Source organism: Carnobacterium divergens (assembly GCF_900258435.1).
GTDB classification, from domain to species: Bacteria; Bacillota; Bacilli; order Lactobacillales; family Carnobacteriaceae; genus Carnobacterium; species Carnobacterium divergens_A.
Genome location: NZ_LT992558.1, coordinates 2,211,511 through 2,233,748, shown reverse-complemented (window position 1 = coordinate 2,233,748; position 22,238 = coordinate 2,211,511). Strand labels below are relative to the sequence as shown.

At 36.0% G+C, this 22,238-nt stretch carries 20 protein-coding genes and 1 other annotated feature; of the genes, 18 read left to right on the top strand and 2 right to left on the bottom strand.

Annotated elements, in window-relative coordinates:
* Window positions 1-481: 481 nt before the first annotated feature.
* Genes CDIMF43_RS11185 through CDIMF43_RS11175 form a run of 3 tightly spaced genes read left to right on the top strand, consistent with a single transcriptional unit; the run spans window position 482 to window position 4,478 of the window.
* Complete coding sequence (locus CDIMF43_RS11185; RefSeq protein WP_109842007.1) at window positions 482-1,264, top strand: MIP/aquaporin family protein; 783 nt, start codon at window positions 482-484, stop codon at window positions 1,262-1,264.
* Window positions 1,265-1,288: 24 nt separating this feature from the next.
* Window positions 1,289-2,791, top strand: a complete 1,503-nt coding sequence (gene glpK / locus CDIMF43_RS11180; protein ID WP_074403398.1) for a glycerol kinase GlpK — start codon at window positions 1,289-1,291, stop codon at window positions 2,789-2,791.
* Window positions 2,792-2,822: 31 nt separating this feature from the next.
* A complete protein-coding gene (locus CDIMF43_RS11175) occupies window positions 2,823-4,478 on the top strand; it encodes a glycerol-3-phosphate dehydrogenase/oxidase (protein ID WP_109842006.1) in 1,656 nt (551 codons plus the stop codon).
* A 42-nt stretch (window positions 4,479-4,520) separates the two neighbouring features.
* Here CDIMF43_RS11175 and CDIMF43_RS11170 read toward each other — a convergent pair whose 3' ends face one another.
* Entirely contained in the window at window positions 4,521-4,985 is a 465-nt protein-coding gene (locus CDIMF43_RS11170; protein ID WP_233218320.1) for a GtrA family protein, read from the bottom strand.
* 175 nt (window positions 4,986-5,160) lie between these two features.
* Here CDIMF43_RS11170 and CDIMF43_RS11165 point away from each other — a divergent pair, with 175 nt between their 5' ends.
* From CDIMF43_RS11165 to CDIMF43_RS11155, 3 genes are all read left to right on the top strand, one after another.
* A complete protein-coding gene (locus tag CDIMF43_RS11165) occupies window positions 5,161-6,414 on the top strand; it encodes a dicarboxylate/amino acid:cation symporter (protein ID WP_109842005.1) in 1,254 nt (417 codons plus the stop codon).
* A 112-nt stretch (window positions 6,415-6,526) separates the two neighbouring features.
* Window positions 6,527-6,767, top strand: a binding site (T-box leader).
* Between the two features lie 99 nt (window positions 6,768-6,866).
* Window positions 6,867-9,281 carry a leucine--tRNA ligase gene (gene leuS / locus CDIMF43_RS11160; RefSeq protein WP_109842004.1) on the top strand — a complete coding sequence of 805 codons (2,415 nt, stop codon included), beginning with the start codon at window positions 6,867-6,869 and terminating at the stop codon, window positions 9,279-9,281.
* 187 nt (window positions 9,282-9,468) lie between these two features.
* Window positions 9,469-10,134: an O-methyltransferase gene (locus tag CDIMF43_RS11155; protein WP_109842003.1), complete on the top strand. Its 666-nt coding sequence runs from the start codon at window positions 9,469-9,471 to the stop codon at window positions 10,132-10,134.
* Between the two features lie 98 nt (window positions 10,135-10,232).
* Here the strand turns inward: CDIMF43_RS11155 and CDIMF43_RS11150 are convergent, their stop codons facing one another.
* Window positions 10,233-10,775, bottom strand: a complete 543-nt coding sequence (locus tag CDIMF43_RS11150) for a DUF1269 domain-containing protein (protein ID WP_074403393.1) — start codon at window positions 10,773-10,775, stop codon at window positions 10,233-10,235.
* Between the two features lie 251 nt (window positions 10,776-11,026).
* Between CDIMF43_RS11150 and CDIMF43_RS11145 the strand changes: the two genes are divergently transcribed.
* From CDIMF43_RS11145 to CDIMF43_RS11095, 12 genes are all read left to right on the top strand, one after another.
* Window positions 11,027-13,357 (top strand): HAD-IC family P-type ATPase, encoded by a 2,331-nt coding sequence (locus CDIMF43_RS11145; protein WP_233218319.1) that lies wholly within the window; start codon window positions 11,027-11,029, stop codon window positions 13,355-13,357.
* Between the two features lie 180 nt (window positions 13,358-13,537).
* A complete protein-coding gene (locus CDIMF43_RS13625; RefSeq protein WP_162532938.1) occupies window positions 13,538-13,693 on the top strand; it encodes a cysteine peptidase family C39 domain-containing protein in 156 nt (51 codons plus the stop codon).
* Window positions 13,677-13,952: a hypothetical protein gene (locus CDIMF43_RS11140; RefSeq protein ID WP_109842002.1), complete on the top strand. Its 276-nt coding sequence runs from the start codon at window positions 13,677-13,679 to the stop codon at window positions 13,950-13,952. Before CDIMF43_RS13625 ends, CDIMF43_RS11140 begins: the two co-directional genes overlap by 17 nt.
* Before the next feature lies 1 nt (window position 13,953).
* A complete protein-coding gene (locus tag CDIMF43_RS11135; protein ID WP_109842001.1) occupies window positions 13,954-14,490 on the top strand; it encodes a hypothetical protein in 537 nt (178 codons plus the stop codon).
* A 13-nt stretch (window positions 14,491-14,503) separates the two neighbouring features.
* Window positions 14,504-15,832 (top strand): hypothetical protein, encoded by a 1,329-nt coding sequence (locus CDIMF43_RS11130; protein ID WP_109842000.1) that lies wholly within the window; start codon window positions 14,504-14,506, stop codon window positions 15,830-15,832.
* A gap of 16 nt (window positions 15,833-15,848) precedes the next feature.
* Entirely contained in the window at window positions 15,849-16,139 is a 291-nt protein-coding gene (locus CDIMF43_RS11125; RefSeq protein ID WP_413536816.1) for a hypothetical protein, read from the top strand.
* Window positions 16,140-16,143: 4 nt separating this feature from the next.
* Window positions 16,144-16,479 (top strand): hypothetical protein, encoded by a 336-nt coding sequence (locus tag CDIMF43_RS11120; protein ID WP_109841998.1) that lies wholly within the window; start codon window positions 16,144-16,146, stop codon window positions 16,477-16,479.
* A 199-nt stretch (window positions 16,480-16,678) separates the two neighbouring features.
* Window positions 16,679-17,059 (top strand): calcium-binding protein, encoded by a 381-nt coding sequence (locus CDIMF43_RS11115; RefSeq protein WP_109841997.1) that lies wholly within the window; start codon window positions 16,679-16,681, stop codon window positions 17,057-17,059.
* Between the two features lie 127 nt (window positions 17,060-17,186).
* Entirely contained in the window at window positions 17,187-18,038 is an 852-nt protein-coding gene (locus tag CDIMF43_RS11110; protein WP_109841996.1) for a hypothetical protein, read from the top strand.
* Window positions 18,039-18,158: 120 nt separating this feature from the next.
* A complete protein-coding gene (locus tag CDIMF43_RS11105) occupies window positions 18,159-19,604 on the top strand; it encodes an MFS transporter (RefSeq protein ID WP_109841995.1) in 1,446 nt (481 codons plus the stop codon).
* A 171-nt stretch (window positions 19,605-19,775) separates the two neighbouring features.
* Window positions 19,776-21,425: a putative polysaccharide biosynthesis protein gene (locus tag CDIMF43_RS11100; protein WP_109841994.1), complete on the top strand. Its 1,650-nt coding sequence runs from the start codon at window positions 19,776-19,778 to the stop codon at window positions 21,423-21,425.
* Between the two features lie 70 nt (window positions 21,426-21,495).
* Window positions 21,496-22,218: a pseudouridine synthase gene (locus tag CDIMF43_RS11095; protein ID WP_109841993.1), complete on the top strand. Its 723-nt coding sequence runs from the start codon at window positions 21,496-21,498 to the stop codon at window positions 22,216-22,218.
* Window positions 22,219-22,238 lie beyond the last annotated feature (20 nt).

Here is a 22,238-nt window from a genome sequence, read left to right as displayed (position 1 = left end):
GCAGGAGCACGTGGTGTTGTGAAAATCAACGAAACAGCTGTTCAGGTTATTGTTGGAACCGATGTTGAGTTTATTGCAGATAAATTAAAAAATGAATTGCATAAATAATTTTTTTGGAGGACTTTTTATAAAAAAAGTTCTCCTTTTTTTGATTTTTAAGGAGTATTAGGACAAATTTGTGAAATTGTCCGTTTAAAAGAAAACGGTTTCAGTGTATAGTAATGGTAGAACAATAAAACAAGGTGTTTGGAGGTGTTGAATGCTTTTGTAAGTGGGTTTTTAATTTTTAAGGAAGAAGTAGAAGTAGCGTTTTAAAAATAGGAAAATGGAAAATATAGGTGATAAAAAGATTATATTTCACAAACTTTTTACCAAAGGATAAGGCATCCTATTTTCTATTTTAAGAATTTAATGATACGATAAATTTATAAATGTAATCGTTTTCTTTAGAGAAGAATTACAAAGAAGGAGTGTGTTTAGAATGGAAGGTTTTTACGGAGAATTGATAGGTACAATGGTATTGATTATTTTTGGAAGCGGTGTCGTTGCAGGAAATGTGTTAGTCAAAGCAAAATCATTTAACATGGGTTGGGTTGGAATTACGATTGCTTGGGCAATTGGGGTAACACTTGGAGTTTATGTAGTTGCTGGAAATAGTCAGGCTCATTTAAATCCGGCAGTGACCTTAGCCTTTGCAGTTATTGGTGCTTTTCCATGGGCAGAAGTACCTGGTTATATTGCCGGTCAGTTGATTGGAGCATTTTTAGGAGCCATTATTGTTTATTTAGTTTATTTGAAACATTGGAAAGCAACTGAAAGTAAAGGGGATAAATTAGCCGTATTTGCAACTGGCCCAGCGATTCGCAGTCCGTTTGCTAATATGATGACAGAAGCGTTAGGTACTTTTGTTTTAACGTTTGGTTTACTTGCAATTGGAGCAAATGAAATGACAGTTGGGTTAAACCCCATCATCGTTGGACTATTGATTCTAGGTATTGGCTTAGCTCTTGGGGGACCAACGGGTTATGCGATTAATCCAGCACGTGATTTGATGCCACGGATTGCACATGCAGTATTGCCAATTTCAGGTAAAGGCGATTCTGATTGGAGTTATGCTTGGGTACCTGTAGTTGGACCGATTGTCGGTGGGATTTTGGGAGCGATTTTCTATCACTTTATCTATTTAGAAATTTCTATGATTGGATTAATTATTTTTATTGTAGTATTATTCGGCCTAGTCGTAGCTACAAAACAGAAAGACTAATGAATTTTAAGGGAGTGTTGACGGATGGAAAAAAAATATGTCTTAGCAATTGATCAAGGAACAACGAGTACACGAGCAATTTTATTTAATAAAAAAGGGGAAATCGTGCATACGTCGCAACGTGAATTTACACAATATTTTCCACAACCAGGTTGGGTGGAACATGATGCGAATGAAATTTGGGTAACGACTTTAGCTGTAATTGCTGGCGTGTTAATTGAGTCCGATACGCGTCCAACACAAATTGATTCAATTGGAATTACCAATCAACGTGAAACGACTGTTGTTTGGGATAAAAATACAGGAATGCCGATTTATCATGCATTAGTTTGGCAATCAAGACAAACAAGTGATATTGCCAATGAGTTGATCAAAGCTGGACATACAGATTTAGTTAAAAGCAAAACAGGATTAAGAGTAGATGCCTATTTTTCAGGAACAAAAGTTAAATGGCTGTTAGACAATGTTGAAGGCGCAAGAAGTCGTGCTGAAAAAGGCGAGCTATTATTTGGAACAATTGATACATGGTTGATTTGGAAATTAACAGGCAATCAGGTTCACGTTACAGATTATACCAATGCGTCAAGAACGATGATGTTCAATATTCATGACTTAAAATGGGACGATGAATTATTAGAATTGTTAGAGATTCCAAAAAGCATGCTGCCAGAAGTTCGCTCTTCTTCTGAAGTGTATGGGAAAACGGTTGAATACCATATGTTTGGTCAACAAGTTCCGATTGCTGGAATTGCAGGAGATCAACAAGCAGCGCTATTTGGTCAAAACTGTTTTGAAAAAGGCATGATTAAAAACACGTATGGAACAGGTTGTTTTATTTTAATGAATACAGGTGAAGAAGCGATTAATTCAGATAATGGCTTAATTACAACGATTGCTTATGGAATTGATGGAAAAGTCAATTACGCTCTAGAAGGAAGTGTCTTCGTTGCAGGGTCTGCCGTTCAATGGCTACGTGACGGGTTAAGAATGTTTACCGATGCTAGTGAAACGGAAGACTACGCCGTGCGCGCTGGGTCAACTGGAGGCGTTTATATGGTTCCTGCATTTGTGGGTCTTGGTGCACCTCATTGGGATACAGATGCTCGTGGTGCCGTGTTTGGTTTAACCCGTGGAACAACTAAGGAAGCCTTTATTCGTGCAACGTTAGAATCAATTGCGTATCAATCAAAAGATGTAATGGAAACGATGATTAAAGATTCTAATATTCCAATTACAGAAATGCGGGTAGATGGCGGGGCTGCAAAAAATAATTTCCTAATGCAATTCCAAAGTGACATTTTAAATATTGAAATTAAACGTCCAGAAGTAAACGAAACAACCGCTCTTGGAGCTGCTTATCTAGCAGGTTTAGCAACCGGTTTCTGGAAGAGCATTGATGATATTAAAGCAAACTGGCTTCTTGATAAATCATATAAACCTGAAATGAAAGAAAAAGAACGTAAAGAATTGTACCAAGGATGGGAAAAAGCCGTTGCTGCAACAAGAAGTTTTAAAATAAAAGAATAAACCGTTCGTCTAAATTAAAGGGAGTGTTTAAATGATGGAATTTTCATACCAAACAAGAAGCGATAATTTAAAAAAAATGCAGTCAGAACCATTAGATTTACTTGTAGTAGGTGGCGGGATTACCGGATCTGGGATTACATTAGATGCTCGAACACGTGGGCTAAATGTGGGCGTCTTAGAAATGGGCGATTTTGCTTCTGGCACTTCAAGTCGTTCCACTAAATTAGTTCATGGTGGATTACGTTATCTAAAACAGTTTGAAATCAAAGTTGTGCAGGAAGTTGGACAAGAACGAGCAATTGTTTATGAAAATGCTCCTCACGTAACAACGCCATTATGGATGGTATTGCCTTTCTATAAAGGTGGAACATTTGGCTCCTTTACAACGGCAATTGGTCTTGAAATGTACGATCATTTAGCAAAGGTAAAAAAATCTGAACGTCGTTATATGTTGAAACCACTTAGAGCGATAGAAAAAGAACCTTATTTGAAAAAAGAAGGGTTGAAAGGCGCCGGCGTTTACGTGGAATATCGGACGGATGATGCTCGTTTAACTGTCGAGGTAATGAAAAAAGCAGCTGAAGAAGGAGCGATGATTGCCAATTACGTTAAAGTAGAAAAATTTGTTTATGATTTAGATGGTAAAGTTAAAGGTGTGGCTTTCCGAGATTTAATAAGTGGAGAAACAGGTACTATTTATGCTAAAAAAATTGTCAATGCAGCAGGTCCTTGGGTCGATAAATTAAGAGAATTGGATCACTCAAAAAAAGGAAAAACAATGCACTTAACAAAAGGGGTTCATTTAGTTATTGATCAAGCAAAATTTCCAATTAGCAATGCGATTTATTTTGATACGCCATTTGATGACAATCGAATGATGTTTGCGATTCCTCGTGAAGGGAAAACCTATATTGGGACAACTGACACCAATTATAAAGGCAATCCAAAAGAGCCTGGTGTAACGTTAGAAGACGTTCATTATATTTTAAATGCAGCCAACCAAATGTTTGATATTCCTAAAATTGAAGTAGAGGATGTAGAGTCAAGTTGGTCGGGTGTGCGTCCACTGATTCATGAAGAAGGAAAAGACCCTTCAGAAATTTCTAGAAAAGATGAAATATTCCATTCAGATAGTGGCTTGTTCACCATTGCAGGTGGGAAATTAACAGGGTATCGTAAAATGTCTGAAAAAGTAGTCAATCAAGTTGTCTTAGAGTTAGCAGTTGAAACAGGCATAACTTACCAACCAACGAAAACAGAACGATTGCTTTTATCTGGTGGTAACGTAGGCGGCGGGGATAACTTTGAAAACTTTGTAGTTGAAAAAACGCAAGTCGGCATGATGCTTGGATTGTCTAAAGAGGATGCTGAGAATTTAGTCCATCGTTATGGTTCCAACGTAGATACGGTTTATGGTTATTTAAAAACAAGTCAAGAGAGTTCGTTAGACCCAGTAGATTACAGTATGCTCCATTATGGGTTAGAGCACGAAATGGTGATAACACCAGTGGATTATCTCTTAAGAAGAAGCAGCCAAATGTTGTTTAATATTCATCATGCTAAAAAAATTAGCCAACAAGTAATTGATGAAATGGCTTCATATTATCAATGGGATGAGGCTGTAAAAGAAGCACATTCAAAAAAAGTGGAAGAACAATTTAAACTCCACACTGAATTTTCAAGTTAAATGTAAAAACACCACTAGTTGATCAAAACTAGTGGTGTTTTATTATTTATTTAAACTGATTTTAATGTCTTCCATACTTCGATTAGGGCGCTTAAAGACCACTAATTTACTAGTAAAATAATTGATTAAAGAAGCGATGATGTTTGCAATTAATTTTGCTACTACTTCATTGAAGCCTAATAATGAAAAGAGCAACCACATTGTTCCGGTATCTGCAATACCTGAAACAACACGAAAGCCAACAAAATGACCTGCTTCAATCAAGGTTTCAGGAAGCGATTTTGCAAGGCGTTTAAAAACAAATTTACGGTTTGTATAATACCCAAAAAGTACGGTAATAAACCAAACAATAAAATTAATTACTAAATAATGGATAGGTAAAATACGAATAAAAAGTTCATAAAGGCCAATGTTTAGCCCAGTGCCAATCAATCCCCAAAAGAAATAGCGTAAAAATTCATGATACTCTTCTCGTAAAGAACGGATTTTTGCTCTCAGTCTAATCACTCCTTTAACGTGTCCCGCCTTATTAATAACAACATTAAGTATTATACTCTTTTTACAGCCTAAAATAAACCAGAATTGATTTAAACGGCTTATTTTAAGAAAAAGATTGTTTTTTTCTTAAAATAATTTAAACTAAAGAAGGAGTTTTTAGGAAAGCAATGAAGGAGAAGATAAAATGAAGAGCTTTTGGCAACAATATAAGTCATCGATGCTTTTATTAGCAGGGTTGATTTTGGGTGGAATCGTAGGCGTTGTATTTGGTGAAAAAGCAACAGTACTACAGCCCTTTGGAGATGTGTTTTTAAATATTATGTTCGTGATGCTCGTACCACTCGTATTTTTTAGTATTTCATCGGCAATTGCAAATATGAATGGCATGAAGCGTTTAGGAAAAATTATGCTAAGTACGCTACTGGTCTTTTTTTCAACAGCGTTAGTAGCATCAATTGTTGGATACATTGGTATTTCTGTTTTTAATCCAGTTAAGGGCATTGATGTGGAAAGTGTGAAAGCTTTAATGGGGGCACCTGGAGAGGCTGAAAAAATCACGATTGGCGAGCGAATTGTCAATATGTTTACTGTTTCAGATTTTCACTTGCTTCTATCTAAGTCAAGTATGCTGCCGTTGATTGTTTTTTCAATCTTATTTGGCACAGCAACGTCAATGGCTGGCAAACAAGGTGAGGCGGTTGTAACTTTTTTAAATTCAGCAAATAGTGTGATGATGAAAATGGTTCAACTGATTATGTATTATGCACCGATTGGTTTAGGCTGTTACTTTGCTTCAGTTATTGGAACTTTAGGAGCTAAAATAATTGGCGGGTACGCTCGTAGTTTTGTGTTGTATCTAGTTATTGCAGTTCTTTATTATATTGTTTTCTTTACGCTATATGCTTTTATAGCAGGTGGCAAAGCAGGAGTGAAAATTTACTGGAAAAACATTGCAACGCCTTCAATTACAGCCATTGCGACTTGTTCTAGTGCAGCTTGTATTCCTGTTAATTTAGAATATTCTAAAAAAATGGGTGTTACACCTGATATTGCAGAGACGGTGATCCCCTTAGGTGCAAATACTCATAAAGACGGTTCCGTTATCGGCGGTGTATTAAAAATTGCCTTTTTATATGGTATTTTTGGCAAAGAAATGACGTCACCTAGTGCGATGTTGACCATTATTTTAGGAGCTTTTCTTGTAGGAGCTGTTATGGGGTCAATTCCAGGTGGCGGAATGATTGCTGAAATGTTGATTGTGAATCTTTTTGGATTTCCGCTAGAAGCAGTTCCAGTAATTGTCATCATCAGTACGATTATTGATGTACCAGCAACGTTATTAAATTCTTCTGGAAATAATGTATCTGCCATGTTGGTTACTCGAATTGTGGAAGGGAAAACTTGGTTGAAGGATTATCTTAAAGCTAATCCAGTTTAGAACAATTGTTAGCAAGAGAAATTGATTTCTCTTGCTAATTTTTTTGTTTTACGATTCTAAGAGGACAGTTGAAAAGTGCGGTGGAATTTGTTAAAATGATTGTATTATTATAGAAAAGACAATGATAAGGAATAGTAGTAAGGAAACTTTGATAGAGAGTGCATGGGTGGTGGAAATGCATAAAGAAGAATTATGAACTCGCCTTTTGAGTCGCTTTACTGAACTAGGAGTAAGTAAGGTCGTAGCACCTGCGTTAAGGGTATGAGGAGTCTAGAAAGCGATGCTTATTTTAGCGTGTTTTTTAGAAAACATAGGTGGTACCACGAATTTGATTTTATTTATTCGTCCTGTGAATGCGAAGCAACGAAAATTTTGTTTTGGATTTACAGGACGATTTTTTATTGTTTCAAAAAAATAACAAGTAAGCATAAGGGAAAGGGAGTCGAAGGTAAATGAGTTTTAACCACAAGACAATTGAAAAAAAATGGCAAAAATATTGGGCAAGTCACAATAGCTTTAACACAACAGAAGACCCAACTAAAGAAAATTTTTATGCGTTAGATATGTTCCCGTACCCATCTGGTCAAGGACTTCATGTCGGACATCCTGAAGGGTATACGGCAACTGATATCTTAGCTAGAATGAAACGTTCACAAGGGTATAATGTTCTTCATCCAATGGGATGGGATGCTTTTGGTTTGCCAGCAGAACAATATGCATTAGATACAGGAAACGATCCTGCTGAATTTACAGCTCACAATATTGAAACGTTCCGTCGTCAAATCAATTCATTAGGCTTTAGCTATGATTGGAATCGCGAAATCAACACAACGGACCCTCATTATTATAAATGGACACAATGGATTTTTACAAAATTATATGAAAAAGGCTTAGCTTATGAAGCTGAAATTGCCGTTAACTGGTGCCCTGCTCTTGGAACCGTTTTGGCAAATGAAGAAGTCATTGACGGGAAAAGCGAACGTGGTGGATTTCCTGTTTACCGTAAACCGATGAAACAATGGATGCTTAAAATCACGGCATACGCTGAGCGTTTACTAGATGATTTAGAGCTTGTAGACTGGCCTGAAAGCATTAAAGACATGCAACGTAATTGGATTGGAAAATCTGTCGGTGCGAATGTTGATTTTACAGTCAAAGGAACGGATAAGACCTTTACAATATTTACAACACGTCCTGATACACTTTTTGGTGCAACGTATACGGTTTTGGCCCCTGAGCTAGAGTTAGTCAAAGAGATCACAACGCCAGAACAAATGTCAGCAGTAGAAGCTTATATTGAAGAAGTAAGCTTGAAAACCGATTTAGACCGTACCGATTTAGCTAAAGGGAAGACCGGTGTTTTTACTGGAGCGTATGCAATCAATCCTGTAAACGGAAAAGAAATTCCTATTTGGATTGCGGACTATGTACTTTCAACTTATGGAACGGGTGCTATCATGGCGGTTCCTGCTCACGATGAACGTGATTATGAATTTGCTAAAACCTTTGATATTGAAATCTTACCCGTTATTGAAGGCGGCGATATTGAAAATGAGCCGTATACTAGAGACGGTCCACATATTAATTCAGATTTCCTAAATGGAATGGATAAGGCTACGGCAATTGAGAAGATGAACCGATGGTTGGAAGACAACGACTTTGGTAAAAAAGAAACAACGTATCGTTTACGCGACTGGCTATTTTCTCGTCAACGTTATTGGGGAGAACCAATTCCTGTTATTCATTGGGAAGATGGTACAACCACGACTTTACCAGAAGAAGAGTTGCCACTTCTATTGCCTAAAACCACTGAGATTAAACCAAGCGGAACAGGAGAATCACCACTTGCGAACATTTCAGAATGGGTAAACGTGGTTGATCCTAAAACAGGTATGAAAGGTCGTCGTGAAACCAATACAATGCCACAATGGGCAGGTAGTTCTTGGTACTTCTTACGTTTTATCGATCCACATAATAAAAACGAATTAGCAAGCTTTGAAAAACTAGAAAAATGGTTGCCTGTTGATATCTATATTGGAGGGGCAGAGCATGCTGTTCTCCATCTATTGTATGCTCGTTTCTGGCACAAATTCTTGTATGATATTGGGGTAGTTCCAACAAAAGAACCTTTCCAAAAATTGTACAATCAAGGCATGATTTTAGGCGGCAATAATGAGAAAATGTCTAAATCAAAAGGCAATGTAGTCAATCCTGATGATGTTGTTGAAAAATATGGCGCAGACACCTTGCGTATGTACGAAATGTTCATGGGACCTCTTGATGCATCCATTGCATGGAATGAAAATGGTCTTGAAGGCAGTCGTAAATTCCTTGACCGTGTATGGCGCATGCTAGTGGATGAAGATGGCAAACTACGGGATCGCATTACAACATTCAATGATGGCGCACTTGATCGAGTGTATCATCAAACCGTTAAAAAAGTAACGGAAGACTTTGAAGCATTACGCTTTAATACCGCAATTTCACAAATGATGGTATTTGTAAATGAAGCGTATAAAACAGATGCACTTCCATTTAATTATATCGAAGGATTTGTTCAATTATTAGCCCCAATTGCGCCTCACATGGCTGAAGAACTTTGGGAGAAATTAGGTCATAAAGAAAGCTTAACGTATGCAGTTTGGCCAACTTTTGACGAAAAATTCTTAGTAGAAGATGAAATTGAAGTGATTTTCCAAGTAAATGGTAAATTAAAAGCGAAAGCCATCGTTGCAAAAGACGTTCAAAAAGCTGAGATGGAAGAAATTGCCTTAGCTGATGAAACCGTTAAAGAAGCTATTGCTGGAAAAACAATTCGTAAAGTAGTAGTTGTCCCAGGCAAACTGGTAAATATTGTAGCCAATTAATATTAAAAAGAAGGCTCATATATAGAAACAACGAGTAAAATCATACAATGATTTTACTCGTTGTTTTTTTAGGGTTCGTTCAAAATAGTTCGACAGTCGGAGTAAGGTTGCAGGATGCTTTCTTTCTGATTAAAAAAAAGATACAATTAAAACAAAACGACGATTACTAACTGGGGAGTGAGTTATTTTGGCTAAATTATTTGCAGCTGTTGATGATTATTTTATTGAAAAGTTGGTGGGGCAAGACCCAATAGTTGAACAAATTCTTGCCAATAATAAGCAACATCAATTGCCACCACACGATGTATCACCTTCACAGGGGAAATTTCTTTACCTTCTAACAAAAATAAAAAGAGCTAAACGCATTTTAGAAATAGGAACGCTTGGAGGTTACAGCACTCTTTGGTTTGCTCGAGGGATAGAAGAGGATGGAGAAATAATCACTCTTGAATATAATGAAAAACATGCGGAAGTTGCCAAAGAAAACCTAACGCTTGCTGGCGTATCTGACAAAATAACAATTATAGTCGGAGCAGCTACCGATAGTTTAGAAAAATTAGTACAAGATCAAACACCAGCTTTTGATCTAATCTTTATCGATGCGGATAAGGAAAATAACCCAGCTTATTTAGATTATGCCTTACAATTAGCTACTGAAGGAACAATTATTATCGGAGATAACGTTGTCCGAGATGGAGCGGTTCTTGATTCAACCAGTAAAGATGGACGAGTGCAGGGAGTACGCGCATTTATTGAAGATTTAGCAGACAATACGGCGCTAAGTTCTACTGCATTGGAGACCGTTGGGGTTAAAGGTTATGATGGATTTACTATAAGTATTGTTGAAAAATAAGCGGGTTATGAAAAAGGACTTAATCGAAGGATGACCTACAAAAGAAGTCAAGGAACAAGAGGATGCGCTCTTTTGTTCCTTGACTTCTTTTGATCTAATTATGCTTTTCGGTTAAACCAACGACTTTTTGCTTCAGTTTCTAAATCATGTTCTGTTTTTTTAGCGTCAGCGACTTCTTTTTCAACATCTTCCGTATTTAAACGTACGATTTGACCACCTAATTTTTGGAAAACTAAATCATTGATGTAACGATTGTCTTCTTCTTCAGCAATTAAGATGACTCCAGTATCGCCTTCATGAATGACGTCAACGGTATGTTCAAAGACAGAAAGTGCCTCTGTAACCTCCTTAGCGTCCTGCATAGAACCAATCACACTTCCAGTAAACCAACCAAGTAAAACGCCTAAGGGACCAGCTAACACGCCTACGAGCATTCCGATTAGTCCGCCTTTCATATTTTTATCAGCGCCATTAAAATCTAAAAATTGTTTTGGTTCTAATTGATGATTTGGTAAGTGTTCTAAGATCGCCATTTGTTCGCCTTTAATTTTCTTTTCCAAATGTAGCTGCTTTATTTCTAAAAAGGCTTGATACGATTTACTTTCAGAATCAAAATTCATAATAACAACATGATTACTCATTTTAGTCACACTCCAATTCATTTTTAAGTACATGTTTAGTATACCGTAAAGTTGAGCTAAAAGGCTATTAGAACCCTTTAGGAAATCCGACTTTTGACGGATGATTTTTTATAAATCCTTCGATATAATAAAAGAAGTTATCTTTTCTATAAGAATCCAAAAAATTCTAAAAATAAAGAACAAACATTAGAAATTATTAACTTTTATCGTGTAAGATAAACAAAACGTAGTAAAAGAGAGGGGCTGAAACGGTGGAACTAAAAACTGATTTAAAAGGACTTTCAATGAAAGAAGTAAAAGAAAAAATAGCGCAAGGCGCCAATAATCAGCCGCAAAAACCTCTAACCAAAAGTGTAGGCAAGATTTTCTTTGATAATATCTGTACCTTATTTAATGGCATTAATTTGGTAATGGCAGGACTTATTTTGACAACCGGTAGCTATAAAAATTTATTGTTTTTAGGTGTGATTTTTGCAAATACAAGCATTGGTATTTATCAAGAAATCAGAGCTAAGCACAGTATCGACAAGCTCTCTTTGCTAAATCAAGCAAAAGTAACCGTTGTTCGAGAGGGCGATTTTGTAGACATTGAGCAAGAGGAGCTTGTGACAAATGATTTGGTAATGATTCGTCGTGGGGAACAGATTTGTGTAGATGGTATTGTAATTGCTACAAATGGTTTTGAAGTAGATGAATCACAGTTAACAGGGGAATCGGATGCTATCAAAAAAACAGTAGGGGATTCAATTTTATCAGGGAGTTATGTAACTGGCGGCAACGGGTATGTAGAAGCCCTTAAAATAGGACAGGATAGCTATGTAAATCAGCTTTCAATTGAAGCTAAAAAAGAAAAAAATAGTACCAGTGAATTGATGCGAACGTTAAACCGTCTTGTAAAAGGGTTAACCTTTGCGATTTTACCCATTGGGTTGTTGTTATTTTTTTCAGGCTATTTAGGCGGGTTGGCTATTTCAAAAGCAATCTTAGGAACAACGGCTGCTATTATTGGCATGATTCCAGAAGGATTAATCTTAATTACGTCTATTGCGTTAGCGGTAGGAATCGTCAATCTGACGAAGAAAAAAGTTTTAGTGAAAACAATGGGATCAATTGAAACGTTAGCAAGAGTGGATTTACTTTGTTTGGATAAAACCGGAACATTAACAAATGGTGAATTGACAGTAAGTGAATTTATCGTGGCTAATGGGGTTCAAGTAGATCAGTTAAAAGCGGTTATCGGTGCGTTGGTTAAAGGATTAGAAGACGACAATCCCACAAGCATGGCGCTTCAAAAAGCTGTTGACAAAAATGAAGAATGGAAATTAATTGAAAGTGTTCCATTTTCTTCGGCTCGTAAGTGGAGTGGCGCAACATTTGATACAAATAAAACTTATGTGATGGGTGCCCCGGAGTATGTATTTTCAACGTTATCAAAAGCAGACCAGCATAGTGTAAATCAAGCCAGTGAAATGGGCAAAAGAGTATTGGCTATTGCCAGTAGCTCGACGGGGTTTGTCAACCATCAGTTACCAGAGCAGCTAAGTTTATTAGGATTTGTTTACATGGAAGATACGATTCGAGCTGAAGCTCCTGCAACTTTAAAGTATTTTAACCAACAAGGAGTGGCCATTCGTATTATTTCAGGAGACAATCCTAAAACAGTGGCTCATATAGCCGAACGAGTTGGTGTAGAGGATGCTAAACAAGCAATTGATATGAGTCAAGTAGACAAAGAAGCAGATTTAAGTGAAATTATAGCCAAGTATCGGGTTTTTGGTCGTGTGAGTCCAACGCAGAAAAGGGAGTTGATTCAAGCGATGCAAAAAGCAGGACATACTGTTGGCATGACTGGCGATGGTGTGAATGATATTTTAGCGTTAAAAACAGCAGACTGTGGCATTGCGATGGCTGAAGGAAGTACGGCGGCTAAAAGTGTTTCTGATTTTGTATTGCTTGATTCCAATTTTGATTCATTAGTTGGTGTTGTAATGGAAGGAAGACGAGTGGTAAATAACATTCAACGAGTAGCGTCACTTTATTTAACGAAGACTGTTTATTCGGCAATTTTGGCAGTGTTGTTTATTTTTATGAATCAAGCGTATCCGTTTCAGCCAATCCAATTGAGTCCAATTAATGCTTTAACAGTAGGTATTCCCTCGTTCTTTTTAGCCCTACGACCAAACTATGCACAAATTAAAGGAGGCTTCTTTAAAAATGTCATGAAGCCGGCATTGACAGCAGGAATTCTTGTTGTTCTGTATATTTGTATGATTTTAGTGCTGGGAACTATTTGGCATTTAGACTATTCAATTACTTCGACGTTAAGCGTCTTATTGACGGGAATGGTTTGCTTCACGTCATTGATCTATGTAGCCAATCCGTTAAGCAAAAAAGTAATTGGTTTAATCAGTAGTTTAATCGTAGTCTTTTTGCTGATTTTCCTCTTTTTTGGGAATTTTTTCTCGTTGGTAAGTATTTTTAATAAGGAGCTTTTAGTTTTTGCAGTTCCTTTAATTGTGACCGTTGTTCCGATGTATCATTTGATGGTTAAGTTAGTTAGAAAGTTGATTGATTTAAAATAAACTAAAAGTCGATAACATTGAAAAATTCAATGTTATCGACTGTTTTTTTATAAAAAAACAGTTGTATTTTCTGTCTGTTAGTATATAATTATAAACATCATTATTTTTATCTTTAGTTAAATGAAATGTTACAGGTTTAAATATTTTGTAATAAATTAAATGAAATCATTAGGAGGTATTATGAAGATTGACACAGGGTTGAGGGCACTTTTAGTTATTTGTAAATTTCAACGTATTTTAGCCGATGAAAAGCAACTTATACATGAATTTGCATTAGGAGAAAAAAGTGTAACTAGTCAAGAAATTATGGCAATCTCAATTGGGAAATTATGTTAATAGAAAAGCTAAGATATATGTTTCTAAAAATAACTATTTTACTATGCGATTTACTTTGATAGATGAAACAGACTATGATGCTGATTTAGAAAAATATGTTGCGTTGAATTCTATGAATCCAAGCAATATAGATGTTGTTGTTAAATCTGAATTAAAAAATGCTACGTTTAAATTGAACGAAAAAGACAAGGTGGACTTTAAAAAAATCAGAAAATCTAATAATGGCAGTCCAATGCTTATTAAAAACAGGTGGTGGTAGATTGAAAAAGAAAAAATGGTGGTTAATTAGCCTTTTAATTGTACTAATAACTATTTTAGGAATTGGAGGAAAAAGATATATGGATAAGCGAGCAACAGAAAAAGAGTACCAACAAGGGATTGAATTAATTCAATCTTACGTTTCAGATTATCTAATGAAAAACTATGAAGGAATTGAAAAAATAGAATGGCAAGGTGTTGGCGTAGAGTGGCGTAACTCACCAATCTATGGCCCTTCTTTATTGGGAAATTATGTTGATAGTGATGTTAAGATATTCGTATCTGAAGATAACTATTTCACTATGACATTTCGGTTAAATGGGGAAACTGAATATAATAGCTCTTTAAAAAAATACGTTAAATTAGACTCATTAAATGCTGAAAATACAGATTCATTCATAAAAATGGAGATAGAAAATTCTACTAGAAAATTAGAGAAAAAAGATGAAATTCCTTTTGAAAAAGTCAAAAAAAATACTGTAGGTAGCCCAAATGCCAAAATTATTTACAATTTAGTTATTTATGAATTGAAGTATTAGGAGGGGAAAGTCTATGGTCAAAGAAATTACAACTGAAGTGTTGGCAAATGCTATTGATGCTACAAAAAAAACTGTAAGAACTGTAGAAAATGATGATACGTTCAGACTAGATTTACCTAGTGGAAAACAATATTATACAGTTGTTAACAAAATTGCAAGTAATGATGATAACCAATTAAACGCCATGGCTATAGCTCCTGTCAACGAAGACGGCACCACTGACTATAATAATGTTGCCATAGTGTATGCAGGAACGAATATGCCAAATGAAACAGGTAAAAGTGGCTTTGGGTCAGCCGTTAATGCTTTTAATGGAAATATTTCTGAAGAATATAAACAAGCAGAAAAATTTTTAAACCAAACTCAAAAAAAAGTTGCCCAAAAAGGTGGTTCAATTACTGATGTCGCAGGTTTTAGTCAATCAGGTGGCTACATGATGAAAATGGCAGGAGAGCACGGGCAAAAATTTGGCTTTAGAACAACCAGTTTTGATGACTGGGGGAAAAATCAATTTAATACATTAACTTATGACGAGCAACAATGGTTGAAAAAGAATCCTGAGTTTTTAATCCGTTATCAAAACGATTCTTGGGCGAATGCGTCAGGACGTGATCGGAAATATGGCACTGTTTCTCAAATTTCAGGAGCAGGATTTGGCGAACATAGCACATTGGCAAAATATTTTGATGGGGATACATTAAACTTAGATCGTTTAGCCAAAGATGGTATTTTTGCACCCAACATGACGTTGGAACAAGTCAAATTAGCCGCAAAAGTATGGGCGAAGAAAAATAGCAAATTTAACCCTTTGGCAAATGACAAATCCGAAGCAAAAAAGAGAGTAGAGGAATATCTTGAGCTCTATGGAAAATATGCAAAAGGTAATGCCAACTTAACCGCATTAAAATCCACTACCGATAAGGGAATAACCAACTTACAAAAAAGTATCGCTGGTGCTTCTGGCAGTAAAAAAATCGAATTACGTGTAGATTTAGCGAATGCCGTTGCGAAAAAAGCAAAAATTGTTGGGGAAGAAGCGGAAAAAATTCTAAAAAAAATGCAACAAGACATGGAACATGAAATCAGCGAACTATCTAAAGAAATCCTAAACGGAGCCAACGAAATTCGTCAATACTTATCTTATGCTGAAGTACAGGAAATGATTGCACCTTATGAAAAAAACAAGTTATGGGACAGTGTACAAGCTAGTGAGAATATGGGGGAAATCCAACAAGACAAAGAAAAACTAACTACTTTTAGCGAGAAGCTAACGATCATTGCGAAAAATATTCAAGACTACGATGGACAAGCAGGTTCGTCTATGTTTACACCAAAACAATAAAGAAGGGATGGGGCCAGTGAGTGATAAAGAAAGAGAATTTCAGTTAAAATTGGAACGAGAAGGAAAAGCCCGTGAAAGAATGACGATACAAGCGCTAATCACAGCGAAACAAGTACGGGTTAGCACCACCAAGCAAACCTCAGTGACCACACTCAATGAACTGTCAGAGGTTATGTATCAACAAACCAATAGTACTTTGCCAGATGCATTAAAAGGTGCCCTGCAAGGAAAAGGGGCAGATGCAGCTGGAAAATATTTGAAACAATTAACCAAACCAAGCCTTAAGACCCCAATGAAACGAGGTTAAATCTATGGATAATATGGAGTATAAAAATAAGTATAAACAGCTAGAAGAACAGTATTACCAAGAAAAACGAGACATTCAACGACAACAAAAAAAACTAGATGAACAAGTCGTACAATTTAGACGAGAAACTAATCAATTAGTGGATAAAGTGATGTACCTAACAAAGAATGACGACTGGAACAAGCAGCAATTTTATAGAAATATGGAAGAAAGCGAAGTATCTATCCGCCAAGAAGGACGTCGCTATTCTCAACAGTTAGAAGAAGAAGAACAACAACTAACAAAAAATTATAGAAAAGACCTAGAAAATTTAGACGAACAACGTCAGGCACAACGTTAAGTTTAATAACTTTATCTTCATGTATTCAGGGAAGAATTTCAATTTTAATTATATAAAAAAAGATATTGTTCAAGTTAATGATAATATTCATCTGGCACAAAATGGTTAATAATGAAATAATAATTTTAATCCGCAAAGTCATACGTGCTTTTTTTTGCCGAATGCGGATTCGGTCTTTACGAGTACATAACAATAACTTATGACAAGCTGGAAGTGGAAACGATATATTTTTTTTGGTGTCAGAGATGGCCAAGATATCAGCGAAGATGAATATGGAAATGATACCTTAATTATTGAAAGTAAGTACTCTGATTTAATTTTTATAAAACAAGATCAACAATTGAAGATTGATTATTCAAATTCAGATAGTATTATGGTCAATTCATGGTTCAGTAGTAGTTCAAAACAGATTGAATCTATTCAAACAACGGATGGATATATTTTGGATACAAGTAAAATGAATCAATTAATTACTAAAATAGCCGAGTTTTCCGATAGTAAGGGAATGACTAGTTTCACTACAATTGAAAAAAATTCTAAAGAATATCAAGAAATTTTAAATCAATTTTGGGCGAAATAATTAATTGCTTTATTCATTTGATAATTTATAAAAAAATATATTCTAATATTTACACAACAAAGATTGTATGGTTTAATAATAGGTGTTACTTATTCAGCGTTTTTTTAATTTAAGGGGGAGTTTGAAGTTGCAGAAAAAAAAGATGATTCAATTGGGAGTATTTGCTTTAATGACTGGGGTTGTTTTAGCAGGATGTGGTTCTAAAACTGAGGTTCAAAAAGAGGAATCGGTAAAAACTAGTACAACTCAAAAAGAACAAGATAAAAAGAAAGAAATAAAAAAAGAAGAGAATTCTGACAAAATGGAAGCAGAAAAAGCTGCTGGAACGGTTCTTGATTTTGTGTTTAAAGGAAAAAGTTCTGGCCTTAATAATGTTATAGGAATTTCGGGTACAGATATGACTCGAATTGCTGAAGATACAATTTATGATAGTAAAATCAAAGATTATCCTGGAAATGGTTGGTCTTTCCAAATTGATGGCAGTATTTATACGGCCGAAGATATTTTCCGTCAGTATTCTAAAGTGTATGTGAAAGGGTTTAAACAAATCGATCATTATCAAATTACTGATGTGGATGTAAAAGGCGATACTGCAACGGTAAAAGTGAAGTTAGATCCAATTGCAATGAACAGTGTTGCAAATGCGATTACATGGACAAGAGCAAATGTTTATGGTAGTTTAGACGCCTCTAAAATGATTGGGGAGTCACAAAATACAGATATTAAAGCAATCAACAATTTACTTACCTTTAAAATCTATGATATTATTTATGGAGATAAAGGAGTTCCAATGGAACTTTATGGTGAAGATATTGAGATTGAATTGACTTTAGAAAAAGATGGAGATAAATTTAAAACAGATACAGATGCTGTATTGGATATTATGAAGCAAGCTCAAATTAATGAGTATTCAAAAACAGAGAGTAAAGAATCTCAAGAAAAATTATTAGATGACAAGATGGATGGAACAGAACTATAAAAACAAGCCTAAAGCCCTCATTTTTTTGAGGGCTTTTTTAAGAAATTGAAATGAATCTATTTTTTTAATAAAATAAAGTGGTATAATACAGTTGTTTTGTAAAACCAAAGGAGGATATACATGGGAGAAGTTATCAAAACCTATCAAATGGATCCAAAAGTTCAAAAAAATAGATGGCTGATTTTGATTGCCATTGGTTTGTTTACGTTTATGTCCACACTAGATGGCAGTATTGTGAACATTGCGATACCGGTGATTTCAAAGGCTTTAAATGTGCCAATGAACCAATCGGAATGGATCGTTTCAGTATACTTAATGGCAGTTTGTATTTTTATTTTATTATTTGGAAAAATAGGAGATTTAATTGGGAAAATCAAAGTCTTTCGTTGGGGAACTTTTTTATTTGTCATCGGTTCGCTACTTTGTGGCTTTGAATTTAATTTGTCGTTTTTATTGTTTGCTCGAGTAGTACAGGCGATTGGGGCAAGCATGACGATGTCGACGAATTATGGAATTATCACGGAAATTTTTCCGATTAGCGAACGTGGGAAGGCTTTGGGCTTAATTGGGTCCTTCGTTTCGTTAGGCAGTATTGCAGGGCCAGGTATTGGAGGCATTATTTTAGCTCATTTTGGATGGTCGTATATTTTTTGGATCAATGTTCCAGTGGGCTTGATTACGATTTTAATGGGAATCAAGATTTTACCTGACGATTTATTTTTCCGAAAAGAAACGATTGATTACAAAGGCTTTCTTGCCTTTGCATGTATGATTGGCAGTTTGTTTATCGGGATTTTTATTGGGCAAGAAATTGGATTTGGCCACGCTTTGATTTTAGGGCTTTTTGCAGTTGCTCTTTTGAGCTTTGTAGCATTTATTCGAATCGAAAAGAACGTGAACAAACCGCTAGTTGATTTAAGCTTGTTTAAAAATGGCTTATTTTCGGTTAGCCTATTTTGTGCCTTCTTGATTTTTGTGGCAAATTTCTTTTTCAATGTAATGATGCCTTTTTATTTACAAGGAACAAGAGGATTGAATCCAAGTCAAGCGGGACTTTTATTGATGGTCTTTCCATTAGTAATGGTGATTGCAGCACCCATTAGTGGGAGTCTATCCGATAAGGTGGGGAGAGAATTGCTGACGTTTATCGGGTTGGCATTAACGACGATTGTCCAGTTAGGCTTTGTCTTTATTGATGGAAATACGAATATTGCAGTCTTTATTTTGATGACGGGAATTATGGGGCTAGGAAGTGCACTCTTTCAATCACCAAATAATGCAATCGTCATGTCTTCTGTTTCTAAAAAGAAACTGGGAATTGCGGGTAGTTTAAATTCCTTGGCTAGAAACTTAGGAATGGTCTTTGGCATTTCTTTTGCGACGACGATTTTGTATGTTGCTATGAGCAATAAATCAGGATACAAGGTAACCACGTATTTAGCAGATCAGCCAGAATTATTTGTTTACGGGATGCATGTGACTTTTGGGGTTGCCTTTGTGATTTGTTTAGTCGCAACCATTTTAACCGGACGACGCTTACTAACTGCAAAAGGGAAAACCGCTTAATAAAAAATGTTTATAAGCTAGGGATAAAGCTGGCTTATAAACATTTTTACATAGTAAGATGCTTAATTTTTTGTTAAATGTTGAAGGAGAAAACAGGGAAGTCATTGCAACCTTTTGTGTTTACAAGTAAAATAGAACAAGACAATAATGATGAGAGTAGGTTAATGAAAAATGCCAAATTCTTCAATAAATATGGAAGAAGCCGTAGTGGAAGAACAAACGGCTCAGGAAAAGATGATTCGTGGCTCAGCTTGGATGACTGCAGGCAGTATTTTTTCAAGGGTATTAGGGGCTATTTATATTATTCCTTGGATGGCTTGGATGGGCGGTCAAGCAGAGTTAGCGAATGGCTTGTTTGCTAAGGGATACAATCCCTATTCGCTTTTCTTAGTGATTGCAACAGCAGGGGTACCATCAGCAATTGCTAAACAAATTTCCTATTATAATGCTCTTGATGAGTATCAAACAGGGCGGAAATTGTTTGAAAAAGGCATGATTCTAATGGTAATTACTGGGATTATTTGTTTTTTAGCGATGTATTTACTGGCTCCTATTATGGGGGTTGGAAATCCCGATGAAATCAAGGTGATTCGCTCTCTTAGTTGGGCGTTGTTGATTATTCCAGGGATGAGTTTGATTCGTGGCTATTTTCAAGGGTATCAAGAGATGGCCCCTTCTGCGATTTCTCAACTAATTGAACAATTTGCCCGAATTATTTTTATGCTGGTTGCAACTTTTTTAATTATGAAAGTTTGGCATGGCGAAATGGTAGATGCGGTTACGGCTTCAACTTTTGCTGCTTTTATCGGAGCCATTTTTAGTTTAGCAGCGTTAGGGTATTATTGGTTGCGTCAAAAGGATCGAATGGATGTCCTTGCAGCAGGAAGCTTAAATCAAATTGACATTTCAACGAACCAGATTTTAGTGGAGATGGTCAAAGAATCTATCCCATTTGTGGTTATTGGTTCAGGAATCACTTTCTTCCAGTTAATCGACCAATACACCTTTGAAAAAATTGTGCTAGCTACGTCAAAAATTACGTCAGATGAAGCAAAAACATTGTTTGCGTTGTTTGCATTTAATGCTAATAAATTGATTATGATTACCATTTCTATTGCAGTAGCAATGGCGGTTACCTCAATTCCGTTGATTACAGAGGCCTTTACTAAAAATTTAGGCAAAGAAGTGCGTAAGCAAATTTCAACGAATATTCAGTTATTTTCATTTATCATGTTCCCAGCTGCAATTGGCATGGCGATTGTTGCAGAACCATTGTACACGTTGTTTTATAAGCACAGTGATTTAGGAACCACGATTTTACAAATTTCTTCTTACATGAGTATTATCCTAGGGTTATTTACGGTGTTATCTGCGCTTCTTCAATCCTTGAATCAAAATCGTTATGCGATTTTCTGTTTAATTGTAGGAATTGGGGTTAAAGGTGCAGTTCAGTATCCGTTAGTATCGATGTTCCAAGCTCAAGGAGCACTTTATGCAACGATTTTTGGTTTTACAGTTTCTTGCGCGATGATGTTGGTATCATTACAAAAGTTAACCCATTTTCATGTGAAATTTGTGCTAAAACGATTGTTGCTGATTGTGATTATGACCGTGATCATGGCGCTTGTAACGATTGTGGTTCGGGAAGCTTGTTACTTGTTTATTAGCCCAATGGATCGTGGCTTGGCATTAGTCGTGATGCTCTTATCAGCAGGCGTTGGTGGTTTTGCTTATATGTATTTGACGTTAAAAACAAGACTGGCTGATCGTTTACTAGGTGATAAGGTTGCAGGCTTAAGAAGAAGATTAAAAATCAAATAAACAAAAAGGTATCTGGAATTGATGGGAACGCTCCATGTTGCAGGTATCTTTTTTAGAAGGGAAGTCTGACATGCGTTTAGATAAATTTTTAGCCCATACAGGCTTTGGTACAAGAAAAGAAACAAAGGATTTATTGAAAAAAAAAGCAGTTGAAGTGAATGGTGTATGCGTAAAGGATGGCAAATTTCAAGTTAAACCGGTTGTCGATCAAGTGGCTGTTTATGGTGAAGCAGTAGCGTATCAAGAATTTATTTATTTAATGCTGCATAAGCCACAAGGGGTTGTAAGTGCGACGATTGATAATGTGAATCCAACAGTAATTGATTTGTTGACGCCGGCTGAGCAAAAATTTGAGCCTTTTCCTGTTGGGCGTTTGGATAAAGACACAGAAGGTCTGTTGATTTTAACTAATGATGGTGTGTTAGCTCACGAGCTGCTTTCTCCTAAGAAGCATGTTGCAAAGCGCTATGAAGCTACTATAAAAGGAATTGTTACGCAAGAGGATAGGGATGCTTTTAAAAAAGGGATTGTCTTGTCTGACGGCTATCAATGCCAGCCAGCAGAGCTAGAAATTGTCAGTGTGATGCCTGACGAAGGGACTTCCTCGATTTTTGTGACGATTCATGAAGGGAAATTTCATCAAGTGAAACGAATGTTTGAAGCTTGTGGGAAAAAAGTTGTTTATTTAAAGCGAGCCGCTATGGGATTGTTGGAATTAGATCCTAACTTACCACTTGGCAAGTATCGACCGCTTACACAAGAAGAGCTGAATTTATTAAAAGGAATCGACTAAAAAAGAGAGACACTTCATTT